At 42.2% G+C, this 24,974-nt stretch carries 20 protein-coding genes; 4 read left to right on the top strand and 16 right to left on the bottom strand.

Annotation, left to right across the window (positions count from 1 at the left end; genetic code table 11):
* Positions 1-37: 37 nt before the first annotated feature.
* The 3 genes from EFT72_RS03805 to EFT72_RS03795 are packed head-to-tail and all read right to left on the bottom strand — an operon-like array spanning position 38 to position 3,197.
* The gene (locus EFT72_RS03805) at positions 38-892 is read right to left on the bottom strand and encodes a carbohydrate ABC transporter permease (RefSeq protein ID WP_124065589.1); all 855 of its coding nucleotides are present in this window, start codon (positions 890-892) and stop codon (positions 38-40) included.
* Positions 893-898: 6 nt separating this feature from the next.
* A complete protein-coding gene (locus EFT72_RS03800) occupies positions 899-1,828 on the bottom strand; it encodes a sugar ABC transporter permease (protein ID WP_124065588.1) in 930 nt (309 codons plus the stop codon).
* Between the two features lie 22 nt (positions 1,829-1,850).
* Entirely contained in the window at positions 1,851-3,197 is a 1,347-nt protein-coding gene (locus EFT72_RS03795) for an ABC transporter substrate-binding protein (protein WP_124065587.1), read from the bottom strand.
* Positions 3,198-3,382: 185 nt separating this feature from the next.
* On the opposite strand from EFT72_RS03795, the gene EFT72_RS03790 reads away from it, so the two are divergent.
* From EFT72_RS03790 to EFT72_RS03775, 4 genes are read left to right on the top strand one after another with little or no spacing between them, the layout of a single operon-like run.
* A complete protein-coding gene (locus EFT72_RS03790) occupies positions 3,383-5,143 on the top strand; it encodes a histidine kinase (RefSeq protein ID WP_124065586.1) in 1,761 nt (586 codons plus the stop codon).
* Position 5,144: 1 nt separating this feature from the next.
* Positions 5,145-6,680, top strand: coding sequence for a response regulator (locus tag EFT72_RS03785; RefSeq protein WP_164473062.1), 1,536 nt, complete (start codon positions 5,145-5,147; stop codon positions 6,678-6,680).
* 2 nt (positions 6,681-6,682) lie between these two features.
* Positions 6,683-7,804, top strand: a complete 1,122-nt coding sequence (locus EFT72_RS03780) for a glycoside hydrolase family 88 protein (RefSeq protein ID WP_124065584.1) — start codon at positions 6,683-6,685, stop codon at positions 7,802-7,804.
* A 12-nt stretch (positions 7,805-7,816) separates the two neighbouring features.
* On the top strand, positions 7,817-8,710 hold the full coding sequence (locus EFT72_RS03775) for a LysR family transcriptional regulator (RefSeq protein WP_124065583.1): 894 nt from the start codon (positions 7,817-7,819) through the stop codon (positions 8,708-8,710).
* Between the two features lie 68 nt (positions 8,711-8,778).
* Here EFT72_RS03775 and EFT72_RS03770 read toward each other — a convergent pair whose 3' ends face one another.
* The 13 genes from EFT72_RS03770 to EFT72_RS03710 form a co-directional block, all read right to left on the bottom strand.
* A complete protein-coding gene (locus EFT72_RS03770; RefSeq protein ID WP_243109938.1) occupies positions 8,779-9,837 on the bottom strand; it encodes a tripartite tricarboxylate transporter substrate binding protein in 1,059 nt (352 codons plus the stop codon).
* Between the two features lie 18 nt (positions 9,838-9,855).
* Positions 9,856-11,376, bottom strand: a complete 1,521-nt coding sequence (locus EFT72_RS03765) for a tripartite tricarboxylate transporter permease (protein WP_124065582.1) — start codon at positions 11,374-11,376, stop codon at positions 9,856-9,858.
* An 11-nt stretch (positions 11,377-11,387) separates the two neighbouring features.
* Positions 11,388-11,885, bottom strand: coding sequence for a tripartite tricarboxylate transporter TctB family protein (locus EFT72_RS03760; protein WP_124065581.1), 498 nt, complete (start codon positions 11,883-11,885; stop codon positions 11,388-11,390).
* Between the two features lie 17 nt (positions 11,886-11,902).
* Entirely contained in the window at positions 11,903-13,255 is a 1,353-nt protein-coding gene (locus EFT72_RS03755) for an enolase C-terminal domain-like protein (RefSeq protein WP_124065580.1), read from the bottom strand.
* A 143-nt stretch (positions 13,256-13,398) separates the two neighbouring features.
* Positions 13,399-14,727 carry an enolase C-terminal domain-like protein gene (locus EFT72_RS03750; protein ID WP_124065579.1) on the bottom strand — a complete coding sequence of 443 codons (1,329 nt, stop codon included), beginning with the start codon at positions 14,725-14,727 and terminating at the stop codon, positions 13,399-13,401.
* A 162-nt stretch (positions 14,728-14,889) separates the two neighbouring features.
* On the bottom strand, positions 14,890-16,797 hold the full coding sequence (locus EFT72_RS03745; RefSeq protein ID WP_124065578.1) for a PrpR N-terminal domain-containing protein: 1,908 nt from the start codon (positions 16,795-16,797) through the stop codon (positions 14,890-14,892).
* A 28-nt stretch (positions 16,798-16,825) separates the two neighbouring features.
* Positions 16,826-17,968 (bottom strand): glycerate kinase, encoded by a 1,143-nt coding sequence (locus tag EFT72_RS03740; protein WP_124065577.1) that lies wholly within the window; start codon positions 17,966-17,968, stop codon positions 16,826-16,828.
* Positions 17,969-18,054: 86 nt separating this feature from the next.
* The gene (locus EFT72_RS03735; protein WP_124065576.1) at positions 18,055-18,954 is read right to left on the bottom strand and encodes a dihydrodipicolinate synthase family protein; all 900 of its coding nucleotides are present in this window, start codon (positions 18,952-18,954) and stop codon (positions 18,055-18,057) included.
* Between the two features lie 21 nt (positions 18,955-18,975).
* On the bottom strand, positions 18,976-19,866 hold the full coding sequence (gene garR, locus EFT72_RS03730) for a 2-hydroxy-3-oxopropionate reductase (RefSeq protein WP_124065575.1): 891 nt from the start codon (positions 19,864-19,866) through the stop codon (positions 18,976-18,978).
* A 190-nt stretch (positions 19,867-20,056) separates the two neighbouring features.
* Positions 20,057-21,946 carry a PrpR N-terminal domain-containing protein gene (locus EFT72_RS03725; protein ID WP_124065574.1) on the bottom strand — a complete coding sequence of 630 codons (1,890 nt, stop codon included), beginning with the start codon at positions 21,944-21,946 and terminating at the stop codon, positions 20,057-20,059.
* A 179-nt stretch (positions 21,947-22,125) separates the two neighbouring features.
* Complete coding sequence (locus EFT72_RS03720) at positions 22,126-22,986, bottom strand: MBL fold metallo-hydrolase (RefSeq protein WP_124065573.1); 861 nt, start codon at positions 22,984-22,986, stop codon at positions 22,126-22,128.
* 13 nt (positions 22,987-22,999) lie between these two features.
* Complete coding sequence (locus tag EFT72_RS03715) at positions 23,000-24,493, bottom strand: tripartite tricarboxylate transporter permease (RefSeq protein ID WP_124065572.1); 1,494 nt, start codon at positions 24,491-24,493, stop codon at positions 23,000-23,002.
* An 8-nt stretch (positions 24,494-24,501) separates the two neighbouring features.
* On the bottom strand, positions 24,502-24,966 hold the full coding sequence (locus EFT72_RS03710; protein ID WP_124065571.1) for a tripartite tricarboxylate transporter TctB family protein: 465 nt from the start codon (positions 24,964-24,966) through the stop codon (positions 24,502-24,504).
* Positions 24,967-24,974: the final 8 nt, after the last annotated feature.

The following is a 24,974-nucleotide window of genomic DNA, read 5'->3' as shown; positions in this document are numbered from 1 at the left end:
CACCGCACAGCGGGTCTCCCACCTAATTAAGCGAATATCAGCCCTTAATTCCTGTGGAGGCAATTCCTTCTACCAGATAATTCTGCATCGTAAGAAAGATTATGAAAATAGGAACAAGGGATAACGTTGCCATCGCAAACATTGCACCCCAGTCAGAGCCGGCAGTCGGATCTGAGAACATCTTAAGTGCGTAGCTGACCGGATATTTCAACGGATCGCTTAAATAGAGCAATGCGGAAAGGAAATCGTCCCATCTCCACATGAAAGAGAAAATAGCACTCGTGACCAAAGACGGCTTAATGAGCGGAAGAATAACCCTTATAAAGATCGTGTAAATGGTACACCCATCCATTCTTGCAGCCTCGTCAAGGTCAATTGGAATTCCTTTGATAAACTGTACATTAAGGAATATGAAAAAGCCCTGTCCGAAAAACTGTGGAACAATTAACGGCAGATAACCGCCTACCCAGCCCATCTTATTAAAGATAATGTACTGAGGAATCATGATAACCTGGAATGGCAGCATCATGGAAAGCAACATACAGCCAAACCAAAAGCTTTTGAATTTAAAATCAATTCTGGCAAATCCATATCCGATCACTGCAGAAGAAACCACAGCACCAAGGGTGGATAAACCAGCAATGATAAAGGAATTCTTAAAAAATGTTGCAAATCCATATCCTGCAAAGCCTTGCCAGCCTACACTATAATTGGAAAATGAGAAGTGATCTGGCAACAGTTTGGCAGCCGTCCGGAATATTTCGTTGGTGTTTTTAAAAGAACTCATCACCATCCATATTAGTGGATATATCATAACACATGCGAAGAAAAAGGTAAACACATGATAGATTCCTGTGGTGATTGCTCTTTTCTCTTGATATCCTGTATTCATAATTCATCACCCTTCTGCTTCGTAATATACCCACTTTTTCTGTGTCTTAAATAACACTAAAGTCAACAGACCCACAACCAGTACCATGAACCATGCCAGGGCACATCCATACCCTAATTTGTTATAAGTAAAGGAATTTTGATACATATATACGGTATAAAATAAGGTTGTATTTCTTGGTTTTCCTTGTGTTATAATATAACTTTGTGTAAAAGCCATAAAACCATTAATCAGCTGATTGATCAGGTTGAAAAATATGGTAGGAGTCAGCATGGGAAGCGTAATTTTGAAAAATCTCTGGATTCCGTTTGCCCCATCAACCCTAGCTGCCTCATAAAGATTTAATGGGATCTGCTTTAACCCTGATAAAAAAATCAACATAGAAGAACCAAACTGCCAGATAGCAAGGATAATCAGTGTCCATATTGCGGTATCTGTTCTCCCCAGCCATGCTAGATCAGAAGGAAGACCAAATACACTTAATATCGCATTGATCACACCGTCGCTTGCAAACATTCGTTTCCATAAGATTGCAACCGCTACACTCGAACCAATGATAGATGGGAGATAATAAACCGCCCTGTAAAAACCAGATAGCTTTGTGCTTTTTACCAGTAACATCGCTACAATAAGAGCCATAATAAGCCGGAGAGGAACAGAAAAGAGAACATAGTACATGGTAACACCAAATACTTTCCAAAACTTAGCATCAGCTGTAAACATAGTCATGTAATTTTCCAAACCTATAAATACCGGTGTCTTTAAAATGTTGTATCTGGTGAATGAAAATCCCAAAGATAAAATCATCGGCATTGCTAAAAAAGCGAGAAATCCTATAATGAAGGGCAGGATAAATACATACCCTGCAACCTTCGGTGTGTTTAGGATTTGAACCAGTGATTGTTTTCTTCTTGGGACTATTTGATTGTTCTTCATCTTATCCCCTCCAGAAAATTAACTATTGTGCTGCTTCTTCTAAAATTCTTTTTGCTTCCTTTACAAACTGAGTCGTTGCTTCAGCTGCGTTTGCATCTCCATAACGAATTGCTTCTACCGTGTTTTTTTCAAGTGCTTCCGCTTCACCTTTCCCGGATGGATCTGGAGCATCGATTGTGGTTGCAATCTGTCCAACCTGAGCAATGTAATCAAATATCTGCTGAGATACTGCATCTGCTTGTGGCTTAATTGCATCTGCTACAACTGTACTTACCGGAATTCCTCTTTCTGCAAGAAGGATTTCATTACACTCCTGGCTGTTAACAAACCAGTCAATAAATTTAGCTGCTTCTTCTTTTTTCTGTGAAGTTTCAGAGATGGAGAAGAACTGACCTGGTTTTAAATACATTGGCTGTGTTTTTGCATCTTTAAATGTTGGATACATGGTGATTCCAAGATTTTTACCTGCTGTATCATTAATACTGATAAACTGGTTGGAAAAAGCAAAATCATTCCAAGTTGTACCATCTATAATCGGTTTTGTCTCAACTACATCTGGATTTTTCTCTGCTAAAAGATCTGGAGAGATACTAAACTCTGCTTTTGCAAATTTCTCTACATTTTCAAAATGTAATTTAACGGAATCCTCTTTTCCTGCTTGTAATTCATCAAATAAGTGTGATCCATTTGCTCTGGCTACAATCTGCATCATGTTCACACCACCGTCAAACAGTGTTTTAGAGCCAGTTTTTTCATAGATAGTTTTGGAGATATCATATAGCTCATCCAGTGTCATTTGTTCTGGAATGGTAACTCCTGCCTTTTCTACAATATCTTTATCGTATACCATCATTGGTGCGTTGCTTCCTAGACTCATCGCATAACACTTTCCATCAATGGAACCACTTTCGATTACACTATCTGGAATGTTAGTGGTATCAATCAGTCCACTTGTTAAATATTCGGATAGATCTGCAAGCTGTCCACTCTTTTGATACTGGTTTAAATAAGAATAATCCATCTGGATGATGTCAGGAAGATTTCCTCCTGCTGCCATAGCTGACAGTTTGTCCCAGTAACCGGACCAATCCGTAAATTCTACTTTAATATCAACATTTGGATTCTCTTTCATGTAAAGATCAACTGCTTTTTTGGTACCATCATTTCTTGTCTGGTTTCCCCACCATGTGAGATTTAACGTTACTTGATCTCCAGTTGTAGCCTGAGTCTCTCCATTGTCATTTGAAGCTTCTTTTGTAGTTTCTTCCTTAGCAGTGGTTGGTGTTGATTCTGCTTTCGACCCACATGCCACCAAAGAAGATGCGGCTAGAATGACTGCCAGTGATGTTGCAAATATTCTTTTTTTCATTGTAAAACCTCCCTTTTGATTTTTATATGATATCCACATTTTATGTCAAATATTCACAATGGTAAAGTTAAAATATGGCTTTTTATGGTTAAAAAAACAGCTATTTGTAATTTTTATGCGAATTTTAATTTCAATTTTCGACATTTTACTATATAATACGAGTATCAGAGAAAGGAATTTTGATTATGAGAAAATATACATTGCGGTTTAACAACCTTTCCTTATACAAAAAAATACTCACCATTTTTCTTCTTGCTCTGCTGGCTGTATGCATCACATTCCTTGTCAGCATAAGGATTCTGTCCAATCATTACAACGAAGAACTATACCGTACAAATGCCAATTCTATCAACCATGTAACTGCTTATTTGGAATCTGAAATGCAGATGATAGAAAAAATATCCGAAACGATGATTGGTAATTCTGTGATACAGGATAATTTGACATTTCTTGAAGATAATCCATACAGTAACCGTCGTGCGCTTGCCAAACGGGATATTTATCAACAACTTTATTCTTATATGTACCAAAGTAAATATATCAAAACCATCAATGTAATTCTATCGGATGATTCAAATATCTGTATGGGAAGTTCCAATGACATATATAAATTCAATCGAAAGGTACTGGACCAGACCATTCTTCAGTTGAAGGGAAAATCAATTTGGACCTATGGAATCGAGCCTGGGGATGATACCGTATTTGCACGGAACCTTCTTAAGTTAAAGTATTTAAGTTTAAAACCTTTGGCCAAACTTTACATTACCGTTGATATGAAACGAATGATTGAAGATGGACTTATAAACGCTGGGAGTTCCTCACAAACTTCCCGATTTATTCTCATGTCTGGCGAGAACCGAATTTATCCAACAGACCCATTTCACGATGAATTCAGCAAAAAGACGATTAAGGAACAAGCAAAAACGGAAAACGCCTACCTTATTTCAACGCTAGATCACAAAAAAGAGTTTATCATAACTGGTTATCTTCCGTATGTGGGCTGGAATTATATTTATTTCAGGGATTATAACCCCCTGTTTTATCACGTTCAGCAGATTCGAATACAAATCATTCTATTTACCTTCTTTATTATTTTGGTTACAGCAATCTGTGTCAATTTGTTTTTTCGTTACACGTTCCGTCATCTAGATTACCTAATTGAAAAGATCAAATGCTTTGGAAGCGGTGAAACTCCTGCCTGTAATGTAAAATGTTATAACTACGAGAATCGTAAGGATGAGATTGGTCAGCTTCACCGAAGTTTTGATGAGATGACCCACAGCGTTAAGGTTCTTCGGGATGAGAATTATGACAAACAGCTTCTACTAAGGGATTCTACGATTAAAATGCTCCAACAGCAGATTAACCCTCATTTTTTATATAATACACTCGATACAATAAACTGGATGGCACAGTCATATGGGGCAGAGGACATCTCCATAATGGTTCGGTCTCTGGGAAATTTATTTCGTGCATCCATTGCAGGCCAAAGGGATATCATTCTGCTATCCGAGGAACTGGAGGTTCTTACTAATTATATTAAGATTCAGGAAATCCGGTTCAAAGACAGGCTGCAATTTCAGTTAAAAGCCCCCAAGAACATCTCCCATATCTTTGTCCCCAAACTCACTATTCAACCTCTGGTTGAAAATGCTTTAAAACATGCCATGGAAGATACGGATGAGATGTGCCACATCAATGTCATAATCTATGAGAATGATACGGATTACCACATTGAGGTATCCAATACCGGGTCAAGATTCGAATCCGATCTAATCCACAAAATCGAGAATAAGGAAATACTCCCTCAAGGATCTGGTGTTGGGCTGGTTAATATTAACTCCAGGCTAAAATTGCTTTACGGGGACCGTTACAGTCTTGACTTTTATAATCATGATAATATGGCAGTGGTGCTTCTTACCATTCCAAAAGAAAAGGAGGTCTAAAATGCTGAGATTATTGATCGTAGACGATGAACAGATTATAAGAGAAGCTTTATCAAAGATGATTGACTATGAATCATTCGGATACCAGTTGATTGCTACTGCCAAAAACGGTATGGAAGCATACGACATTATCTGCGACGAATATCCGGATGTAGTGATTTCTGATATCCGTATGCCCATTCTAAACGGTCTTGATTTAATTGAACGTTCCATGAAGACAGATTCCAGGATCTCTTTTGTCCTACTCTCTGGATACAGTGATTTTGATTATGCCAGACAGGCGATGAAATTCGGAGTTCGGTATTATCTTTTAAAACCTACGGATAAAAAAGAACTCATTGATTCACTTATTTCTATTAGAGAGGAACGTCTTCTTGAAAAAGAAAACCATGAAAAACAGCAAAAAGACTTCTTAAAAAGTCTGCGTGTACCCATGGAGCAGAGCTTTATGATCGACCTTTTGGAACACCAGGATTCCTTCAAAAGCGTATTCCATAAATACCAGAATCTGCTTACACTCCCAAAAGACGGTCTTCATGCCTGTATCTGTTCCTTTGTAGAAATTGCTTACATTTCTCATTTTGCTTCAGATGTAAGGAAAATACTAAACGATGCAGGTGTTCCGCTTCAGTTTTCTGTCCTTTATGTGAAAAATGCAGCGGTCCTTGTCTTTCCTATGTCTTCCCTTGCAACACAGGAAACGATTAAAAAATCTTTGCTCAACCTCCGCTACCCACATCAATCCGTAACATTTGAAGCGGAATTTATTCACCGGGATACAACAGAAAAACTGTTTCTGTTTATCCTACAGAAAGTCTCACGTTTTGACCGAATCCTTCTCCTTGGGGAAGCAGGGGAAAGCCATGAGATCAAGAATCATGTGGCCTCTCCTTGGATGATCCGCCGACTGATAAATTCCATTGATTCCGCACCTGATACGACTCATGCAGGCCAATTGCTTGACTCGGTATTTATGGAATCCATGCCTTTTGTCACTGCAAGGAATCTAGCTTTGGGCTTATTTCTCCAGACCGGACCTCAACAGGAAAAACCAACCTTAGACGCTGCCAGTGATTTTTTTCGACGGCTTTATTCCTGTCAAACGGTTATTGATATCCGAAAATTATTACAGGTTGTTTTGGTACAGAAAGTGAACGTAAAAGACAATCGAAAATCAAACTCCAATATATTCCTTTTAAAATCTTACATCCAGGAACATTTGGATTCGGAAAATTTATCCTTAAAATGGTTGGCAGAAAATTATTTATTTGTCAGTGTGGGATATTTAAGTAAACAGTTCATCAAGGAAGAAGGGATGCGCTTTTCTGATTACTTGAACCAAGAACGGATGGAGGAGTCGATCCGACTCATGACCTATTACCACAACGATAACATCAAACACATCGCCCGTCAGGTAGGGTTTGGAAGCAATCCACAATATTTTAGCCAGGTATTTAAACGTTACACTGGGCTACCGCCGACGGAGTATATGGAATCATTAAAAAATTCAAAAAATGAAACAAAAAAGGAGAACTAATTATGTTGACAAACGAAGCATTACTTGAAAAAATTCATCTGGTGGTTGAAAAACTGATGAACCTTGGGGGCTGTGATTCTGCCAAAGATAAGTCGGTCAGTTCAAGCGATACTCAGAAAGGAATTATCCAAAGAGATTTTGGGATTGAAGAATGGGACTGGCCTCAGGGAGTTGGATTATACGGGTTGTATAAACTTCAGGATTTTTACGATGATAACAGATACCTCTCATTTTTTCAAAACTGGTACAGTGGTCATGTAGCAAAGGGATTTCCTTCCAAAAACATCAACACCACCGCTCCTTTTCTACCCTTGTCCTTTTTGTATGACTCCTTTGAGAATAAGGAAACCTTTCATACTCTATGCAAAGAGCGGGCTGACTGGCTGATCCATGATTTGCCAAAAACAAGGGACAATGGATTCCAGCATGTAACCAGTGCAATCGGAAACCGGGATGGGGTAACTTTAAATGAGGGGCAGCTCTGGATCGATACTCTCTTTATGTCTGTCCTGTTTTTAAATAAGATGGGGTACCAGGAAAAGAATCCGATCTGGAAAGACGAAGCCCTCCATCAGGTACTGGTACACATAAAATACTTATTTGATAGACAAACTGGACTTTTTCACCACGGTTTTCGCTTTGATCAAATGGATAATTTTGGTGAGATCTTCTGGTGCAGAGGCAATTCCTGGTTTACCTATGGCATCGTAGAGTTTTTAGATACCTGTAACGATGAGATAAGTCCCGGGGTTCGTGCCTTTCTGATTGACACCTATCGATCACAGACCGATGCTCTTTTAAAGCTTCAAGCTCCTTCCGGTTTATGGCGCACTGTCCTCACCGATGAAACTAGTTATGAGGAAGTTTCCGGCTCATCTGCCATTGCTGCAGGCCTTTTAAAAGGGATAAAGGCTGGAATTCTTGACCACACGTACCAGCCAGCGGCTGATCGTGCCATAGAAGCAATCTGCAACCAGATTGCACCTGACGGAACGGTATTAAATGTCTCTGCAGGAACTGGAATTGGCATGGACAAGGATCACTACAAAAACGTTCTTCTCATGCCAATGGCATATGGCCAGGCGCTGGCACTGACTGCCTTATGCGAAGCACTGGAAAAATAGGAGGCACTTTTTATGGACACCCGCTATTTAACCTACATCTTGACCATCGCCAAAAAAGAAAACATGACAAAAGCCGCGGAAGAACTTTTTGTCTCACAATCCACCCTAAGCCAGTACCTCTCAAAGCTGGAAACCGAGCTGGGCACCCCATTATTTTACCGGAGCAAAGGACGGTTAAGTCTGACACCGGCAGGCTCTCTCTATATTGAGGCTGCGAAAGAAGTCATGTCCATTAAAAATGTCCTCTATCAGAACATCCAGAATATCGAAAACCGCGGTCATATCACGGTAGGCGTTACCTCACAGTTTGGTCTTGCCATGCTGACGGATATAATTCCTTCGTTCAAAGTTCGATACCCAGATATTACCATTGAAATCTCTGAAACCAATCTTCCTACACTTACAAGACTGATACTGGAAGAAAGCATTGACTGCGGAATTATGGCTATGAATGAAACAACTCCCTTTTCCACTGATCAAGTAACGATTCTCCGGGAGGAAGAGGTTTTATTCTCCATTCCCATCAATCATCCTTACTGTAAAAAAAATCCGGACAGACCCATACTGATCCAGGAATTTGCAGAAAATTTCGGCAATGAAAATATACTGTTATCAAAAAAAGGCTCCACTCTCCGCTATCTCACCGATTCGATATTGGAAAACGCCGGTTGGATCCCCAGTACAGTCTGTGAAACCAACAGCATATCCACAACCAGAAGCATGGTGGCAATGGGAATCGGCGTTACATTTATCAGTGAATCCTGTGCAGCGCAACGGGAACATGTGGCATACTATTCCGTTGAGCCAAAGCTTACCAGACTCAACACTCTTGTAACGAGAAAGAACTGGGTTCAAAGTTATGCAAGTCAATGCTTTTGCAATAACATTAGTAACTATTTTCATTAAAAAACAGCTCTGGGACCATGTCGGAATTGAACTGGCCCCAGAGCTGTTTTAATTAAGAATTAATTATATTATTTTGCAAGATCATCTGCGATCTGCTTAATATCATTATAAATTTTGTCGTCATTTACTTCAGAATCAGCTGAGCTTAAATAGTAAGGCATCATCTCTACCTTGGCAATTGCCTCTTTTACTTCCGGATCCTCGGTCATATTCTTAACCAGCTCATCATACCACGCAATTACATCATCAGAAGTATCCTTGGGGAAATAGAAGGAAAATTCGCAGTTTGGATATACCAAATCTATGCCCTGCTCTGTTAATGTCGGGATATCCTTGATTAATTCATAGCGCTCTTTTGTCGGAGCTCCAAGGCAGACAAACTGTCCTGCTTCCAGATAATCCTTACAGTTAATGTATGCACCCGGCATTAAATCTACCTGACCGGAAAGCATGGCTGCAATCTTATCGGAGTTAGATCCTACGTCTACCAGATCAAGGTCAATCCCCGCTACCTTCTCAAATGCAAGCAGCTCGTAATAAGTATAAGCGCCTACCTCGGTACAGACCTTTAACTTGCCTGGATTTGCTTTTGCTGCCTGGATAAACTCATCAAGTGTCTTATACTTCTCCGGATTTGCATAGAGCTGCTGTGCCGGGTCAAGTGCAAATGTTGGCCCCAATTTGAATGCAGTATAATTATAATCGGTAACGCCAGCAATATTGGCTACGTTTACCAAGTTGTGACCATAAAGGAAGGTATGTCCGTCAGCTGCTGCAGAACGAACCTGATTTGCTGCTACGGAACCTGCGGCTCCGCTGGCATTTACCACGATGAAATCCGCACCTGTCATTTTCTTTGCATACTCCGCAAATACACGGGCGGATAGGTCTGTGTTACCGCCTGCTCCTGCCGGAACCACGATGGATACGGTGGTGGTTGGTTTCCAGGTAGAAGCTGCTGCCTGTGAGCTTGCCGCTTCTGATCCCTTTGTGTCTGCAGCCTCAGAACTATCTGCCGCTTTCGTTGTTTCTGTTGCTGTTGTTGACTGTGTCTGGCTGCCTCCGCATGCTGTCATACCAAGAACTAACCCCGCCGTCATTACTGTTGCCAAAAATCTTTTTTTCATAGTTTTTGCTCTCCTTTTTTATGATTGTTCAGCTGCCTTTACTCCCTTTTTGTTTTGGTACATCTTGTATTCTTTATAAACTGACCAAACCACTACCCCGATAGCGACAAAAAAGAATGCGTCGAAAATCGGTCTCTGGAAAAAGGCTCCAAATGATTTGTACTGCATGATTCCCCTTCGGAGATATGTCTCCAGCATTTTTCCTATGAGAAAGCATAATACAAATGGTGTAGTTGGCAGTCTGAACTTATGATATAAGTATCCTACCAGTCCGAATAAAAGTATGGACTGTACGTCGAAGATCCGGTTGTTGGTTGCATAAGCACCCACACAACATAGAACCAGGATCAAAGGCATTAACATATGCTTTGGAATCTTTAAAAGCTGTACAAATACCCTCATTCCAAAGAACTCAATTAATAACATCAGGGTAACACAGATCATGCAGGCTGCAAAGATTCCGTATACCACATCTGCATTTTTCACAAACAGAAGAGGTCCTGTCGATAATCCATGGATCAAAAATCCCCCAAGCATCATAGCAGTTACTCCGTCTCCGGGTATTCCAAGAACCAAAAGCGGGATCATAGCTCCGCCGATGGTGGCATTGTTGGCTGTCTCAGTCGCTACGATTCCGTCCGGGCAGCCTTTTCCGAATTCTTCCGGATGCTTTGACATGTTTTTCGCAGTTACATAAGAAAGCATTCCTGAAGTACTTCCTCCGATTCCAGGCAGAATACCGATTCCGGTTCCGATTAGCGCGGAACGAATGGCATTGGGTATCTGATAAATAAAATCCTTCCATGTAAAGCCAAAACCTTTGATTGGCTTCATCTTAATTACATCTATCTTCCCATGCCCCATGGATTCCGCTGTTATAAGAATCTCTGATATAGCGAAAATACCAATCAGCGTAGGAAGCGTATCAAAACCAGCCATAAGTGAACTTGAGCCAAACGTAAAACGGGCTGTTCCGTCGATAGGAGCCATTCCCACAAGGGCAAAAATCAGTCCAAGCATTCCCGCCAGTACACCTCTTAACATGGAGCCAGAGGCCAGCACCGCAACCATAGTAAGTGCAAAAAATGAAATTCCAAAGTTCTCAGCAGGAGTAAACTTAAGTGCAATATCCGCCAGAAGCGGAGCACAGAACGTGAGTACAAGAAAGGAAAAGATTGACCCTATAAAGGAAAATACAATTCCATACCCAAGTGCTTTTCCTGCCTCCCCGTTCTTTGCCATGGGATGTCCGTCAAAACAGGTTGCAATAGAGGAAGCCGTACCTGGCATATTAAGAAGAATCGCAGAGATCAGACCTCCTGAAATGCCACCGATATAAACAGCAACCAGCATATTCATACCCACGGAAGGAGACATGCTGAAGGTAAGGGGCAAAAACAATGCCACAGCCATGGAAGCTGATAAACCGGGAATGGAACCAAATATAATTCCGACACACACTCCTGCTGCCATAAGCAGAAGAGAAGACGGAGTAAGGATTCTTGCATAAGCGTTACCTAATGAAAATAATGCGTTCATAACTTCCCCTCCTATAAATTAATGGTGAATATACCAGCAGGCAATATGATTTTGAATCCATACCGAAATAAGAAAAATACAACAAAGGTAAATATAACAGCGATTACTGCTAACTGTATCATATCCTTTTTTTTCTTCTTATCATCAGGAGCCAGCACATACATCTGGAAAGGTAAATAAAGAATCGTAGTAACAATAAAACCCACAGGCTGAAGTAAATAAACATAGATCAGAATAAGGATAAAACTAGTGAGCATACGTTTGTAATCCAGCTCTTCCTTTTCCATTTTTTCTGCTTCTGCTGATCTCATTTTAAAATTTATAATATTAAAGAATACCAGAGCTGCAGCCAGAACAAAGGTCACAATACCGATGCACATAGGCATGAAATCCGGTCCGATATCCATAATTGTTGATTTGGGAAGCATCTTTGCCATAATTATCATTCCAGCAGATAAAATCATTAAAAATCCGCCAACAATCATATCCCCATATTTTTTAATAAACATTGACTGACATCCTCCTTTTATCTTACCAATGCAGGTTTTTTACAATCATACTTCCAGCCAGGTATTAAGTACTGCATAGCCAGAGCGTCATCCCTGTCATGGGATGAAAGGCTGTTATATAGAGCATTCGCCTTCAAAACCTGCTTCATGTTTATGGTCACACCCAGACCCGGTCTGTCAGGCACCTCTAAATAACCGTTTTTAATAGATGGAGTATCATTTAAAAGATTTTGTCCATCCTGCCAGATCCAGTGGGTATCAAGTGCTGTTGGATTTCCCGGTGCTGCAGCTGCCACGTGAGCAAAAGCAGTCAGAGTAATATCGAAGTGATTGTTGGAATGGCTTCCCCAGGTCAGTCCCCAGTCATTTAAAATCTGTGCCATACGCACACTCCCTCCAAATCCCCAGAAATGAGGATCTGCAAGAACGATATCCACCGCTTTCAATGCTGTTGAATGATAAAATTGTCTCCAGTCTGTTGCGATCATGTTGGTCGCTACCGGAAGGTTAACGGCATTTTTAAATTCTGCCATTATCTCTCTGCTAGAGTAGCCAGATTCCGGACCACACGGGTCTTCTATGTAGGATAAAATTCCCTCCATTGGTTTACAAAGCTCAATTGCTTCCTTTAAGCTCCACGCCCCGTTGGGATCTATATTGATCCGACCTTCCGGAAATGCCTGCTTCAGCGACCGAACTGCTTCCATCTCTTCCGTGCCCTTAAGCACTCCGCCTTTGAGTTTAAAGTTTTTAAATCCGTATTTATCGTGTAGCACATTGGCCTGCTCTACAATCCGTTTGGGGGTAAGCATCTCTGTACGACGAAGGCGGAACCAGGAATCCTTGCTATCACTTTCATTCAGGTAGGAAAGCTCCGGCGAAGCCTTTTCTTTTTCGCTGACATAGAATAGATACCCCAGAGTCTCAACCTGATCCCTTTGCTTTCCATCGCCTAAAAGCTCACACATGGGAAGTCCCAAATGTTTACCTAAAAGATCAAGAAGTGCACACTCAATGGCCCATTCTGCTTTTACAACAAACTTCAGCTTGCTGATATCAAGGGTCTGTATTCCTTCTCCATCGTCATCCTCTGCTCTTGTTCCTGCTTTATGTATTGAATTTAAAATACTTCGGTATTTTCCAATTTGCTGACCAACTACCAGAGGGGTACAGCTTCTTAATGCTTCACAGGTATAATCTCCTCCATGAATCTCACCGATTCCTGTATTTCCAGCACTGTCCTTTAAGATCACTAAATTTCTGGTAAACCACGGTGCATGAGCTCCACTCAACGTCATCAGCATACTGTCATAACCTGCTACCGGAATAACCTCCATATCTGTAACAACCGGTGTTCCTGAGTACTCCATACCATTCATTTCCTTCCTTTGTCCATATTGCATATTTTTATTACTATATTTCTTACTTTCCTATACATTATACCAATGGTTGTACTATAAATCCAATAATTAATACCGATTGTAACAATAAGAAACAGTAATAATCCGTCAAATTAACGAACAAGACAAGGTTTTTTTGGATTAAATTTCCATCCTGGAATTAAATACTGCATCCCCATAGCATCGTCTCTTCCTCCTAGGCAGTGATCCAGATACAGCTGGTGAGCCTTCTTAATCTGTTCCATATCCGCTTCGATACCAAGACCTGGCTTCTTTGGTACCTCAATGCAGCCGTTTACAATTTTAAGAGGTTTTTTTGTCAGGCGTTCAATCCCCTCCTGCCAGATCCAGTGGGTATCAAGTGCATTGTATTCTCCCGGCACAGCTGCACCTACCTGAGTAAACATGGCAAGGGAAATATCAAAGTGGTTGTTGGAATGGCTTCCCCAGGTGTAACCGAAATCGTGGCACATCTGCGCTACGCGGACTGAACCGTTCATTGTCCAGAAATGGGGATCAGCCAGAATAATATCCACTGCCTGGGATTCCAGGGAATGTCCCACCTCTCTCCAGTCCGTTGCAATCATATTGGTTGCAGTAGGGAAACCGGTACGTCGGCGGAATTCACTCACAATCTCTCTGCCGGAATATCCCCCCTCTGCTCCGCAGGGATCTTCACAGTAGGTTAAAATCCCCTGCATCCCTTTTACATACTCCACTGCCTCTTCAAGGAGCCAGCCTCCATTGGGATCTAAGTCAATACGTGCGTCCGGGAATGCTTTCTTTAATTCCCGGATTACATCCATCTCTTCATTTCCAGAAAGTACACCGCCTTTCAGCTTAAAATCCTGGAATCCGTATTTTTCTCTGGTTGCTTTTGCAAGCGCTACAATCTGCTCACCAGTCAATGCCTCTTCATGACGGATCCGGTGCCATTCACAGTCTGCATCCGGTTCAGAGTCATAGGGAAGATCCGTTTTGTTCCTGTCTCCAACAAAGAATAAATAGCCCAGCATACGCACGCTGTCTCTCTGCTTTCCTTCTCCTAAAAGCTCACATACCGGCACCTCTAAATATTTACCCATAAGATCCAGGCAAGGGGCTTCAATCGCAGTGAGTACATGGACTCCTGTACGTAAATCAAAGGTTTGATTCCCTCTCACATCTGCTTCACCCTTGGAATCTAAATGCTCTTTCACCTTTAAAAGCATGCTCTTATATTCACTGATTTTCGTGCCTGTGACAAGGGGAGCACACTCTAAAAGTGCATCTGTGATTTTCTTTCCTCCTGGTACCTCCCCTACCCCCATTTCACCATTGTCTGCATACAGAACTACTATATTTCTAGTGAAAAACGGCGCATGAGCTCCGCTTAAATTTAATTCCATACAATCTTTTCCAGCTACTGGATATACTTCCATTTTAGTTATTACTGGTGTCATTTTTACACTCCTTTCTAACAGTTCATCTTGAAACTCAAATTAATTATACCTATATGTTAGCGCTCATTCTATTGGCAGACATACCAACCATCTTTTTTTTTTTTGTGAACTTTCTTAATCTTTCAAAAAATGAAAAAAGGATTGCAATATTTTGCAATCCCCCTATAATTCATACTTTTTTCCAATCCCGTAACGTTTCATCTTTCTCCACAAGGTTGTCGTGCTGATTTTCATTGCTTCCGCCACCTCAAACCTTCTTCCTCCGCAGCGTTCCAGCAACATTTCAATGCGGAGAGCTTCTGGATTCTGACTTCTTACGGTCTGACCTGTTTCATTCTCCTCCCTGATAAGAGGGTAGAGATCCTGTAAAAGATTCTGCACCATCCCCTCTTCCACTTTTCTTCTGTGAGCCGTGAGCACAAGACGTTCGCAAAAGCATTCCAGCTGCAGCAGATTTCCTTCCCAGAAATATTCCTCCATTACATGTAAGGCAGCATCACTGATCTTCACATATCTGGAATAGGCGGAGTTATATTTATTAAGATAAAGCCCGGCAAAGCGTCGGATTTCCTCTGGCTCCTTCCGCAGCGGAGGCAGAGAAATCTTTAAGGCGGATAGAAAAAAATAGAAATCCTCCCGAAATCTTCCTTGTTTTACAAGTAATCCCAATTCTTTTCCTGCAGATGCAATCAAACGGACAGACAAAACACGCTTTACCATAGAATCACGGTCCCAGAATAGCCTGTCACGAACCGCTTTAAAAAGCAGGTACTGACACTCTATGGATAACCGATCCACCTCTTCTAAAAATACGGTTCCAAAAGCTGCCGCTTCCAGAGCACCTTTTGGTTTTTTCCTGTTCTCCTCTCCAAAACCAAACAGAACCTCTTTTTGCTCCTCCGGTGTAAGGGAACTGCAATTGATATTGACAAACGGACCTCCTCTTTGTGGACTGTTATTATGGATGGCCTCTGCAAGAATTTCTTTTTCCGTACCCGTTTCTCCATAAATTAAAACTGGATTCCTGGAAATGGCATAGGACCTTGCCTGTTTTATGCACCGTTTCATCTCTCCTGACTCTCTATGGATATGGTAGAAGTTGTGTCCTGCATGATAACCGTTTACAAACTTACCCCCAGTGCCTTCCGCATCTCCCTGCCCTGCCGGGCGTACTTTATGGCAGGTCAGTATAGCTCCGCTATAATGTCCGTCATACTGAATGGGGGCTCCGATCACCATTAACAAGTGATTTTTTATGGAAAAGGAAGTAGAGTAAAGCTCTTCCCTTCCGCTTAAGATCCCCTCTATACTTTCTAAATCTATACCGGTAAACACCTTATCAATGGGAAAACCGATGATTTCGCTGGAAGGTTTTACCAAAAGCTGCTCAATCACCCGGTTGACTGCCACAATCTCCTGATAAGCATTGATTTTAATAATCCCGCTAAAGGATGTATCAAGAAGCGTATCAATCTGGGCTTTGTTCTGCCTTTCTTGTTCTGCAAGCTCAAGCATATGAACTGCCAGCCTCAGCCCATTGCGGATGGATTCCTCTCCTGATTCAATAAACAGACTGGGAAAGCCGATCTCAAAAGCGATTTGATTGGTTTTTACTCCACCGATGATTAAATCCACTCCGTCTTTGATTGCCTGGCTTACCAATCCTCTTGTCTCTTCCAGCTCTTTCAGTTTATAAAAATGAAGTTCAAAATCAAACAGCTCTCCTAACTGCTCCAGACTTTCAAACATATTTTCAAATGCTACAATTCCGATGGATGGATGGACCTTTTTCAGCACATTTCTGGCCTTGAGAATCATAAATCCGATCTCACGGACAGTAATGGGCATTTCCACAACCGGTATATTTAGATTCTCTTTTATCAGGGTAGCCTGCAGTCCTCTGGCAATAATAACACGCGCACCTGCTTCTATTGCCTCTTTGGCCTCTACAACCGCATTGGAGTTATCCACTACCTTTAAAATCTGAACCTCTACCTTTTCTTTTTCTAATATGTTCTTCGCATATTCTAAAATGGTCTGTCTTGGAAGAAGAATCGCGATCCGTTCCATTTTCCCCTCCTGTTCTCCTATCCCCTTTTTATTCCTTCAAATTCAGTCCTGCTCTCAACATACGAAACGTACGCTGTGCTGCTTTCTCGTACAGTTCCACCGACCGCTCCATTGCCTCTTCTATAGGCATTGCCGCCTGAATGGTCGTGGTTATGCTCTCAATCCCAAATTCATAGATTTTTTCAGCCCCATCTCCCATTCCGCCCACAATAGCAACAGCGGGAATGGCTTTTTTCTTGCACCGCATCCCAATTCCACTTGGAACCTTACCAAAAACCGACTGTCCATCCATTCTGCCTTCTCCCGTAATGACTAAATCTACCCCCTCTAACAGGGAATCAAACTGAATCAGATCCAGAACCGTTTCGATTCCTGATTTCATATCTGCATTTAAAAATACGTTTAAAGCGGCACCGAGACCTCCGGCTGCTCCCGTTCCTTGTATTTGATCTGCATCAATGCCAGTCAGTTCTAAGAGCTTTTCTGCATAGGACTTCATATCATTTTCCAACCGTTCAAGCATCTCAGGTGTTCCTCCTTTTTGCTTCCCAAAGGTATAGGTGGCGCCGTCTTGACCGGTCAGTGGATTTATAACGTCACACATTACAGTAAATTCCGTCTCTTTCACAGCCGGATGAAGTCCACTTACATCAATACGGTCTACGTTTCCCAAGTCAGTGCCGTAACCAGTTAGCTGATTACCAGCTTTATCAAGGAATTTCACACCAAGAGCAGTCATGGCTCCCATACCACCGTCATTGGTGGCACTTCCGCCAATTGCAATGGCAATGTTTCTGTAGCCCTCATCCAAAGCTGCTTTGATCAGTTCCCCAGTCCCAAACGTCGTGGTGTAAAGAGGGTTTCTCTTTTCTGTCGGAACCATGGGAAGTCCGGAAGCTTTTGCCATCTCAATGACTGCATGGCTGCCATCAAATACTCCGTACACTGCCGTTGTCTCTTCCATAAGAGGACCATGTACTGCAACTGATTTAATCTGGCCGTTCATGGCATTGATTACCGCCTCTATCGTCCCTTCGCCTCCGTCCGCAACCGAGACTCCGCTACACTTACAGTCTGGGAAAATGCTTTTGGCTGTTTTTGTCAATATTTTTACAATTTCTTCCGATGCTAAAGATCCCTTAAATGAATCGGATGCAAATAAAAATTTCATCGTCTACCCCTTCCTCTTACACCAAAATCCAACAAACAGGCTGGCAGCCTATTTACAGCCACCAGCCTGCCTTTTTCTCCTTATAACTAGATCAGCCCTGCCGTTTCCATCTCTTTTCTGATCTGGTTTAATACCGGTCCTTCCGAAGTGGCAAGATTGGGTTTATAAGGAAGTCCTACGTTTCTTCCTCTTAAATTTGCCATATCCTTAGCCGCTACCGGGAAGCTTGCTGGATCCATGGAGAGGCGGACCGGATTTAATTTAAACTGTGCTTCCAGAGAGCCTTCGAAATCACCTGCTATATATTTGTTGTATACATCGGTAATCAGCTCCGGCATAAAGTTGGCAGCTGTACACACACCGCCTACTGCGCCATGGCACATGGATGCATATAACAGAGTATCTTTTCCACCGAATACTTTAAAGCCTGTGCTGCGGGTTCTGCGTATGAATTCTGCTGTTTGGGTGATATCGCCACTCGTATCCTTCATGCCCACAATATTGGGGATTCCTTTTGCCAGACGCTCAACCATACTGCCTGACATGGTATATCCCACACGCCCGGGATTATTATAAAGCAGCACCGGAGTCCCTGGTACGGATTCTGCGATTGTTTTGAAATGGAGATAAAGTTCTGCTTCCGTTGGCTTTAAAAACATGGGTTGAAGCAAGGAAATACCTGCCGCTCCATTTTCTACCGCCATCTTAGCCAAACGGCAGCACTTTTTCGTGCTGATGGCACCAATGCCAAAATAAACCGGAACTCTTCCTGCTGCCTGATCTACCATGATTTTCAGACCACGCTCCATCTCATCATCTTCCACCACGTAAAACTCGCCGTTGCTTCCGAATGCCAGAATACCAAGCACACCGCCGTTAATGACATAATCAACCTGATCTCTTAATCTCGTTTCATCAATCAGCTCATTCTCGTCAATGGGCGTGAGAATCGGTACGATAACACCTTTGATAAAATCTGTATTCATGTTTTGTCCTCTCCGTCCGGTTTATGTCAGCGGCTCTACGGTTGTATTTGCGATTTTTTCATAATATTTCACAATGCTAGAATGGTCCTCTTTATCAAATCCATCTGCTCTCAGTCCCTGCATAATCTCCATTAACTGTCCTGTAAGAGGTACTGGAGAGCTTACATTATGAGCTGCATTCAGTGCGTTGTTTAAATCCTTGATGTGCAGTTCGATACGGAAGCCAGGGTTGAAATTTCTGCTTAGCATCATAGGTGCTTTGGCGTCCATAACTGTGGAACCTGCCAGACCGCCGCGAATCGCCTGATATACAAGCTCCGGATCCGTTCCTGCTTTTTTAGCAAAGGTAAGCGCTTCTGATACAGCCGCAATATTTATTGCAACAACGATCTGATTCGCCAGCTTTGCCACATTTCCTGCGCCAAGTTCTCCGACGTAAACAACAGAACCTGCCATAACCATAAGCATATCATAATATTTGTCAAACAATTCTTTCTTTCCACCCACCATAACAGATAAGGTTCCGTCAACTGCCTTTGGCTCTCCGCCGGAAACTGGTGCATCAAGCATATCAATTCCAAGCTTCTCAAGTTCTGCTCCTATGGCTCTGCTCTCAGTTGGATCAATGGAGCTCATATCAATGACTACAGTACCAGGCTTTGCACCCTCTGCTACGCCGTTTTCGCCTAAAACTGCTGCTCTTACATGAGGAGAGTTTGGCACCATGGTAATCACAACGTCACACTGGGAAGCTAAATCTTTTCCTGTTTTAGTTGAAACTGCGCCGCAGGAAACCAAGTCTGCAATTGCTTCTTTATTAAAATCAAACACAACTAACTCATGACCTGCTTTTAACAGGTTCTTTGCCATAGGTCTTCCCATAATTCCCAAACCGATAAATCCAATTTTCATTTGCTTTCCCTCACTTTTTTTATTCTATTTGCAGTGACCGATGGAATCATTCCACCTCTGCAGTAATTATAAAAAAAAGCCAAAATAACTACTATGGGCGGAATTAACAAATGGAACTGATTCATTTATACAAATCCCCTATCATTTCATATCCATGTCATTATAATGTCATTTTCGTTTCATTTTAGCTTCATCTCAAATGATGTTTTTTCATTTTTCTCCACAAAGTGGATTTACTGATTCCCAGCTCCTTTGCTGTTTTTTCTCTGCTCCCACCGTGTTTTAACAGGATTTCTCTTATTTTTGCTGCCTCCGGAGGACAGGATTCTTCCGGCGTTACCCCATCCTTTTCTCCAGCTCCGTTAAGTTTCACTCCGGTTTCTCCCGGATACAGCTTGTGAAACAGATTCTCCACTGCTCCCTCATCAAGACTTCTTTTATTTGCTGTCAAAATCAGCCGTTCACAAAAATTCTCCACCTGCACCAGATTTCCTCTCCATGCCAAATCTAACAAAAGCTTGTAAGCCCCCTGGGTCAGCACATGAAATCTTGAATAATGTTCGCAGCAATTCCTTATAGATCCACGTATCTTTCCTTCTAAATCTTCTTTTCGTTCCCTCAAAGAAGGGATTCTAACTGACAAACCTTCTAACAAATAATATAAATCTTGCCGCAGGATTCCCACTTCCGCCAGAGATGATATTGGAACAGATGAAGTCACCATAACCCGAACCGTCGTTCCCGCATGTCGTAAACCATCCTTCCCAAGTCTTTGCTTATGACGGATCAGCTGGTAAAGCCGGTACTGGTTCCCCTTTGTTAGGGCCTGTACATCTTCTAAAAGCAGAGATCCTCCTCTTGATGAAACAATAGCTCCCTTATCCCCAAAAATCATCTCATACTGGGCCTCTTCGCTGAACCCTTCACAAGACAGTGCTGTAAATGGCCCATCTCTATAAATTCCTGCATTGTGAATACACTGAGCCAGAAGCTGTATTTCTGTGCCCGGCTCTCCGGTAATTAAAACCGTTTTTTCTGAAAGTGCATAGAGCTTTGCAAGGCGAAGGCAGTCCTGCATGGACTTAGACTCCTGAAGAATATCTTGAAATTCTCCCAGAGCCACCGCCCCCTTTAACTGATGCTTCCCTTTTAAGTCCCCTTCCCTGCGCTGTTTTCGTTTCATGCGATGGCAGGTAAGAATGGCTCCCTCAACCCGCTTGTCGATTACAACCGGAGCTACAATTGCAAATATAGACGTCCGGTTAATTTCCATAAACAGGGAATATGATTCTTTTCCGTATTCCAGTACCTGATAAAATGGTTCGCTTAAAAGCTCTGGAAATACATTACCAGCTGTCTTTAGAAGTATTTCCTCTTTCTTTTTGTCCAAAATATCCTCCAAGGTGGCATTGACATCCACGATCTTACCCGTTGAATCAAGCCTTGCCACTCCATTAAAGGAATAATCAAGAAGCGTCTCGATCTGAGCAGCATTGCGTTTTTCCACTCCCATTGCATAATCAACGCTTTCTGCCATAGACAGGGCATTTCTCATGGAATCCTCTGTGTTGGAGAGAAACAGGGATGGTATGCCTGCCTCGCCTGCAATCCCTACTGCAGTATCCCCTCCAATGATCAAATCCACCCCGTCACGGACTGCCTGTCTGGCTATATCCTCCAGAAGATCTCCTTTTTCTGCAAAATACGTCCGCATTTCAATTCCGTAAATGGTATCAAAGTAAGACATGTCACAAAACATATTTTTAAATCCCACTACTCCAAGGGCCGGATTATCTTTTTTTAAAATCTGCTTCGCCTTGCTGACTAAAAGTGCCATCTCCTGGGCAGTAATGACGATTTCCACGACTGGAATGTCGGTATACTGCTTCATGAGAGAAGCTTGGAGGCCTCTTGCAATAATAATAGATGCACCGTTTGCAATGGACTGACGGGCTTCAGAAACCGTATCCTCTGTTTTAATTACCCTCATTTCCCCAATCTCATCGTTTTTCTCCTGAAGAATATTATGCGCCTGATAAATCATCTCTTCTCTAGAAACAAGCAAAGCAATCTTTCCCATATGGATTCCTTCCTTCTGTTTATCCTGTTTGGTTCATTTTACTATAAGAAAAAGACGATGTCCATTTTCTTTCTGTTATTATTATGATTATCCTAAAGTATCTGTAAAAAAGCAGCCCCGAAGCCATATTGAAATGGACCTTTCGGGACTGTTTTAATTAAGATATCTGTATGATTTACCTATTCCAAAACTGACTCGTTTTCCTGAATCATCATCTGTTCCATCCGTTTGATCCTCTCCTGCATCAGCTCATGCCATATTGTTTCGTCCAAAAACGGATTAAATTCGTCCGTAACCTGACTAATCAGAGGAATCATCCCCACCTGATTCGTGTGAGACGGAAGACAGATATCCACATGGAGCTGGTCAAGCTTCTTCAGTCCATCAATGAATTCCTGCTGTAAAGAAAGAGGCAATCCGTTTTCGATCAGATATTTCCGGGACAAGGTATTTAACCCCACCCCGCCGTGTATGGCACAGGTATAGGTTTTCCCATTCCGATCTGCTACATCAAACATCATAGAAGTACAGCCTGGAGTGTGCCCAGGGGATGATATGGTATGTATGGTGATATTCCCCAGCCTGACCGGCTCATTGTCTGAATAAATCTTATCCGGATCAATATCTCCGCAAGTAAAGCCATCGCTGAGAATAAGATCCTTTCTTTCTTTGACAATGAATAAATCCCTCTTTCCAAGATAGATTTCTGCTCCTGTCAGCTCCTTTAAGGTTCTGGCCGCCCCCATATGATCACTATGGGCATGCGTCAGAAGAATTTTTTTAATATTCATTGGATCAAATCCCAGTTCACGTATACTCTCCAGCATCAAATAACAGGTTTCATGCATGGCTGTATCAATGAGAATCAGTCCATCACCTGTATCAATCAGATAACAGGCTACCCAGTCATTTCCTGATACATAATAAACCCCGGGTGCCATTCTAAATGGTTCAAGATAGCTGACCCATGGAGTCCGACAGCAGCGTTCCATAAGCTTTTCTGGCGGAAGACTCGTTGTAGAAGTACTGTTTAGTGGCATTTCATATGCCTCCTTATGCTTGTTTATTTCTTAATTTGCCCGCCATAGTCCGAATGACCGGCGAAAAGATACACAGAATTCCAATAATCATAAGAATACCGGATATTGGTCTGGTGAAAAACGCAGCAGCGCTCCCGGAATACTGGAAGGCCTTTAACATATTGTTTTCCAATGTCGGACCTAAAATAAATGAAAGAATCAAAGGTGCCGTGGGAAGGCCTCCGTAACTCATTAAAATACCGACTGCAGCAAATACCAGCATCATGCCGCATTTGTATAAGCTTCCTGAATCAACATATGCGCTTACAAAGGAAATGATGATCAGCCCCGGATACATATAATGGTAAGGAACCTTCAGTATAAGGGGAAACACCCGCATACCAAGTGCCTGTAAAACCAGGATCACAGATGCACATACCGCAACAGTGGCAAACATAAGATAAACTACGTTTCCGCTGTTTTTAAAAACCATTGGTCCCATCTCCAGTCCATGAATGGTTAAAGCACCAATCAGCAGAGCCGTTGTTGAGTCTCCCGGAATTCCCAGTGCAGACATGGGTATCATGGAACCACCAATCGCCGCATTGTTGGATACCTCAGAAGCCCATATACCGTCAGGACAGCCCTTTCCAAACATATCCGGAGTCTTTGAAGCATTCTTAGCACTGGAATAAGCAACCAGATTAGACAGTCCCGCCCCCATTCCAGGCAAAAATCCGATCCCCAGTCCGATTCCGAAAGAACGGAAGATGTTTAAAAGCTGTTCCCGGATTTCTCCTATTGTAATACCAAGTCCCCTAATTGATTTGGTATCTACCTCCGGAAGGGCGCCGAAGCCCTTTCCATACTCTTCTATGATACGGGCAACTCCGAAGATTCCGATCAGTACGATCGTCATTCCAAGTCCGCTCATCAAATACATGTTATCAAATACAAAGCGTGGTTCCGCATCAATTGGAGAGAATCCAACGGAAGCAAACAACAAACCCACAGACGCCGAGGACAATCCCTTAAACATATTTCCTTTGGAAATAGCCAGCACCATGGTAATTGCTACAAAACAAAGGGAGAAATACTCCCAGGGTCCCAGTGCAAACGCAACATTTGCAACCTTCTGGCTTAAAAGAGCCCCAAAGATGGCACTAAAAAATGTTCCTGAAAACGAAGCCACCATGCCGATTGCCAGAGCCTTACCAGCTTTCCCATTCTGTGCCATGGGATATCCGTCAAAGCAGGTCGCAACCGCAGAAGGGGACCCTGGAATACCCAGAAGAACGGAACCGATAAAAGCACCGGAACACCCGCCTACCCAGAGTGCAATCAGAAATATCACTGCACTTCCAGAATTCATACTATAGGTCAGAGGCATAAAAAGCATTACTGCTAATGTTCCGGAAAGACCTGGTATAGCACCAAATATCAACCCGATGACCGTTGCCGACAACATCAGCAGAAGATTAACAGGTGTACTTAACTGGCTGATAATATAAGGTAAATATTCTGTCATATGCCCTCCTAATTAAACAGCAGACCTGACGGCAGAGTCAGACCGAATGCTAACACATAAATCAGATAAATAATTACTGCCGTCAATAAGGAAAACACGATTCTTCCTTTTATTGTTGAACTGCTCCCTTTTGCAAATACTGTTGTCAGTATATACAGAATGACAGGAGTTGTAATCAAGTACCCTGCAACCATCATTCCCGCAATATATCCCGCAATCATAAGAAAGACAAGACCTACCTTTAACCAACCTTCTTTCTTTAAATAGCAAGTTTCTTCTCTCTTACTGACAACACTCTCAATAAATATTCCTAATCCGCAAACAACAAAACCAAATGCGGCTATATCCGGGAGCATCCTGGGCCCGGGATATGATGATGTGATGGGAATGGAAAATGTAGTGGTCATTAAAAATACCACAATTCCCAAAATCACAAGAACCGCTCCAGTTATCTGATCTCTTTTTCCCTTCATGACGGACT

This window comes from Clostridium sp. E02 (assembly GCF_003833015.1).
In the GTDB taxonomy this organism is placed as follows: domain Bacteria; phylum Bacillota; class Clostridia; order Lachnospirales; family Lachnospiraceae; genus Lacrimispora.
This window is presented reverse-complemented; position numbering and strand designations above follow the sequence as displayed.

Excerpts from the sequence above, each read along its gene's own strand:
- EFT72_RS03805 (WP_124065589.1), bottom strand. The coding sequence starts at position 892 with ATGAATACAGGATATCAAGAGAAAAGAGCAATCACCACAGGAATCTAT.
- EFT72_RS03800 (WP_124065588.1), bottom strand. The coding sequence starts at position 1,828 with ATGAAGAACAATCAAATAGTCCCAAGAAGAAAACAATCACTGGTTCAA.
- EFT72_RS03795 (WP_124065587.1), bottom strand. The coding sequence starts at position 3,197 with ATGAAAAAAAGAATATTTGCAACATCACTGGCAGTCATTCTAGCCGCA.
- EFT72_RS03790 (WP_124065586.1), top strand. The coding sequence starts at position 3,383 with ATGAGAAAATATACATTGCGGTTTAACAACCTTTCCTTATACAAAAAA.
- EFT72_RS03785 (WP_164473062.1), top strand. The coding sequence starts at position 5,145 with ATGCTGAGATTATTGATCGTAGACGATGAACAGATTATAAGAGAAGCT.
- EFT72_RS03780 (WP_124065584.1), top strand. The coding sequence starts at position 6,683 with ATGTTGACAAACGAAGCATTACTTGAAAAAATTCATCTGGTGGTTGAA.
- EFT72_RS03775 (WP_124065583.1), top strand. The coding sequence starts at position 7,817 with ATGGACACCCGCTATTTAACCTACATCTTGACCATCGCCAAAAAAGAA.
- EFT72_RS03770 (WP_243109938.1), bottom strand. The coding sequence starts at position 9,837 with ATGAAAAAAAGATTTTTGGCAACAGTAATGACGGCGGGGTTAGTTCTT.
- EFT72_RS03765 (WP_124065582.1), bottom strand. The coding sequence starts at position 11,376 with ATGAACGCATTATTTTCATTAGGTAACGCTTATGCAAGAATCCTTACT.
- EFT72_RS03760 (WP_124065581.1), bottom strand. The coding sequence starts at position 11,885 with ATGTTTATTAAAAAATATGGGGATATGATTGTTGGCGGATTTTTAATG.
- EFT72_RS03755 (WP_124065580.1), bottom strand. The coding sequence starts at position 13,255 with ATGGAGTACTCAGGAACACCGGTTGTTACAGATATGGAGGTTATTCCG.
- EFT72_RS03750 (WP_124065579.1), bottom strand. The coding sequence starts at position 14,727 with ATGACACCAGTAATAACTAAAATGGAAGTATATCCAGTAGCTGGAAAA.
- EFT72_RS03745 (WP_124065578.1), bottom strand. The coding sequence starts at position 16,797 with ATGGAACGGATCGCGATTCTTCTTCCAAGACAGACCATTTTAGAATAT.
- EFT72_RS03740 (WP_124065577.1), bottom strand. The coding sequence starts at position 17,968 with ATGAAATTTTTATTTGCATCCGATTCATTTAAGGGATCTTTAGCATCG.
- EFT72_RS03735 (WP_124065576.1), bottom strand. The coding sequence starts at position 18,954 with ATGAATACAGATTTTATCAAAGGTGTTATCGTACCGATTCTCACGCCC.
- garR (WP_124065575.1), bottom strand. The coding sequence starts at position 19,866 with ATGAAAATTGGATTTATCGGTTTGGGAATTATGGGAAGACCTATGGCA.
- EFT72_RS03725 (WP_124065574.1), bottom strand. The coding sequence starts at position 21,946 with ATGGGAAAGATTGCTTTGCTTGTTTCTAGAGAAGAGATGATTTATCAG.
- EFT72_RS03720 (WP_124065573.1), bottom strand. The coding sequence starts at position 22,986 with ATGCCACTAAACAGTACTTCTACAACGAGTCTTCCGCCAGAAAAGCTT.
- EFT72_RS03715 (WP_124065572.1), bottom strand. The coding sequence starts at position 24,493 with ATGACAGAATATTTACCTTATATTATCAGCCAGTTAAGTACACCTGTT.
- EFT72_RS03710 (WP_124065571.1), bottom strand. The coding sequence starts at position 24,966 with ATGAAGGGAAAAAGAGATCAGATAACTGGAGCGGTTCTTGTGATTTTG.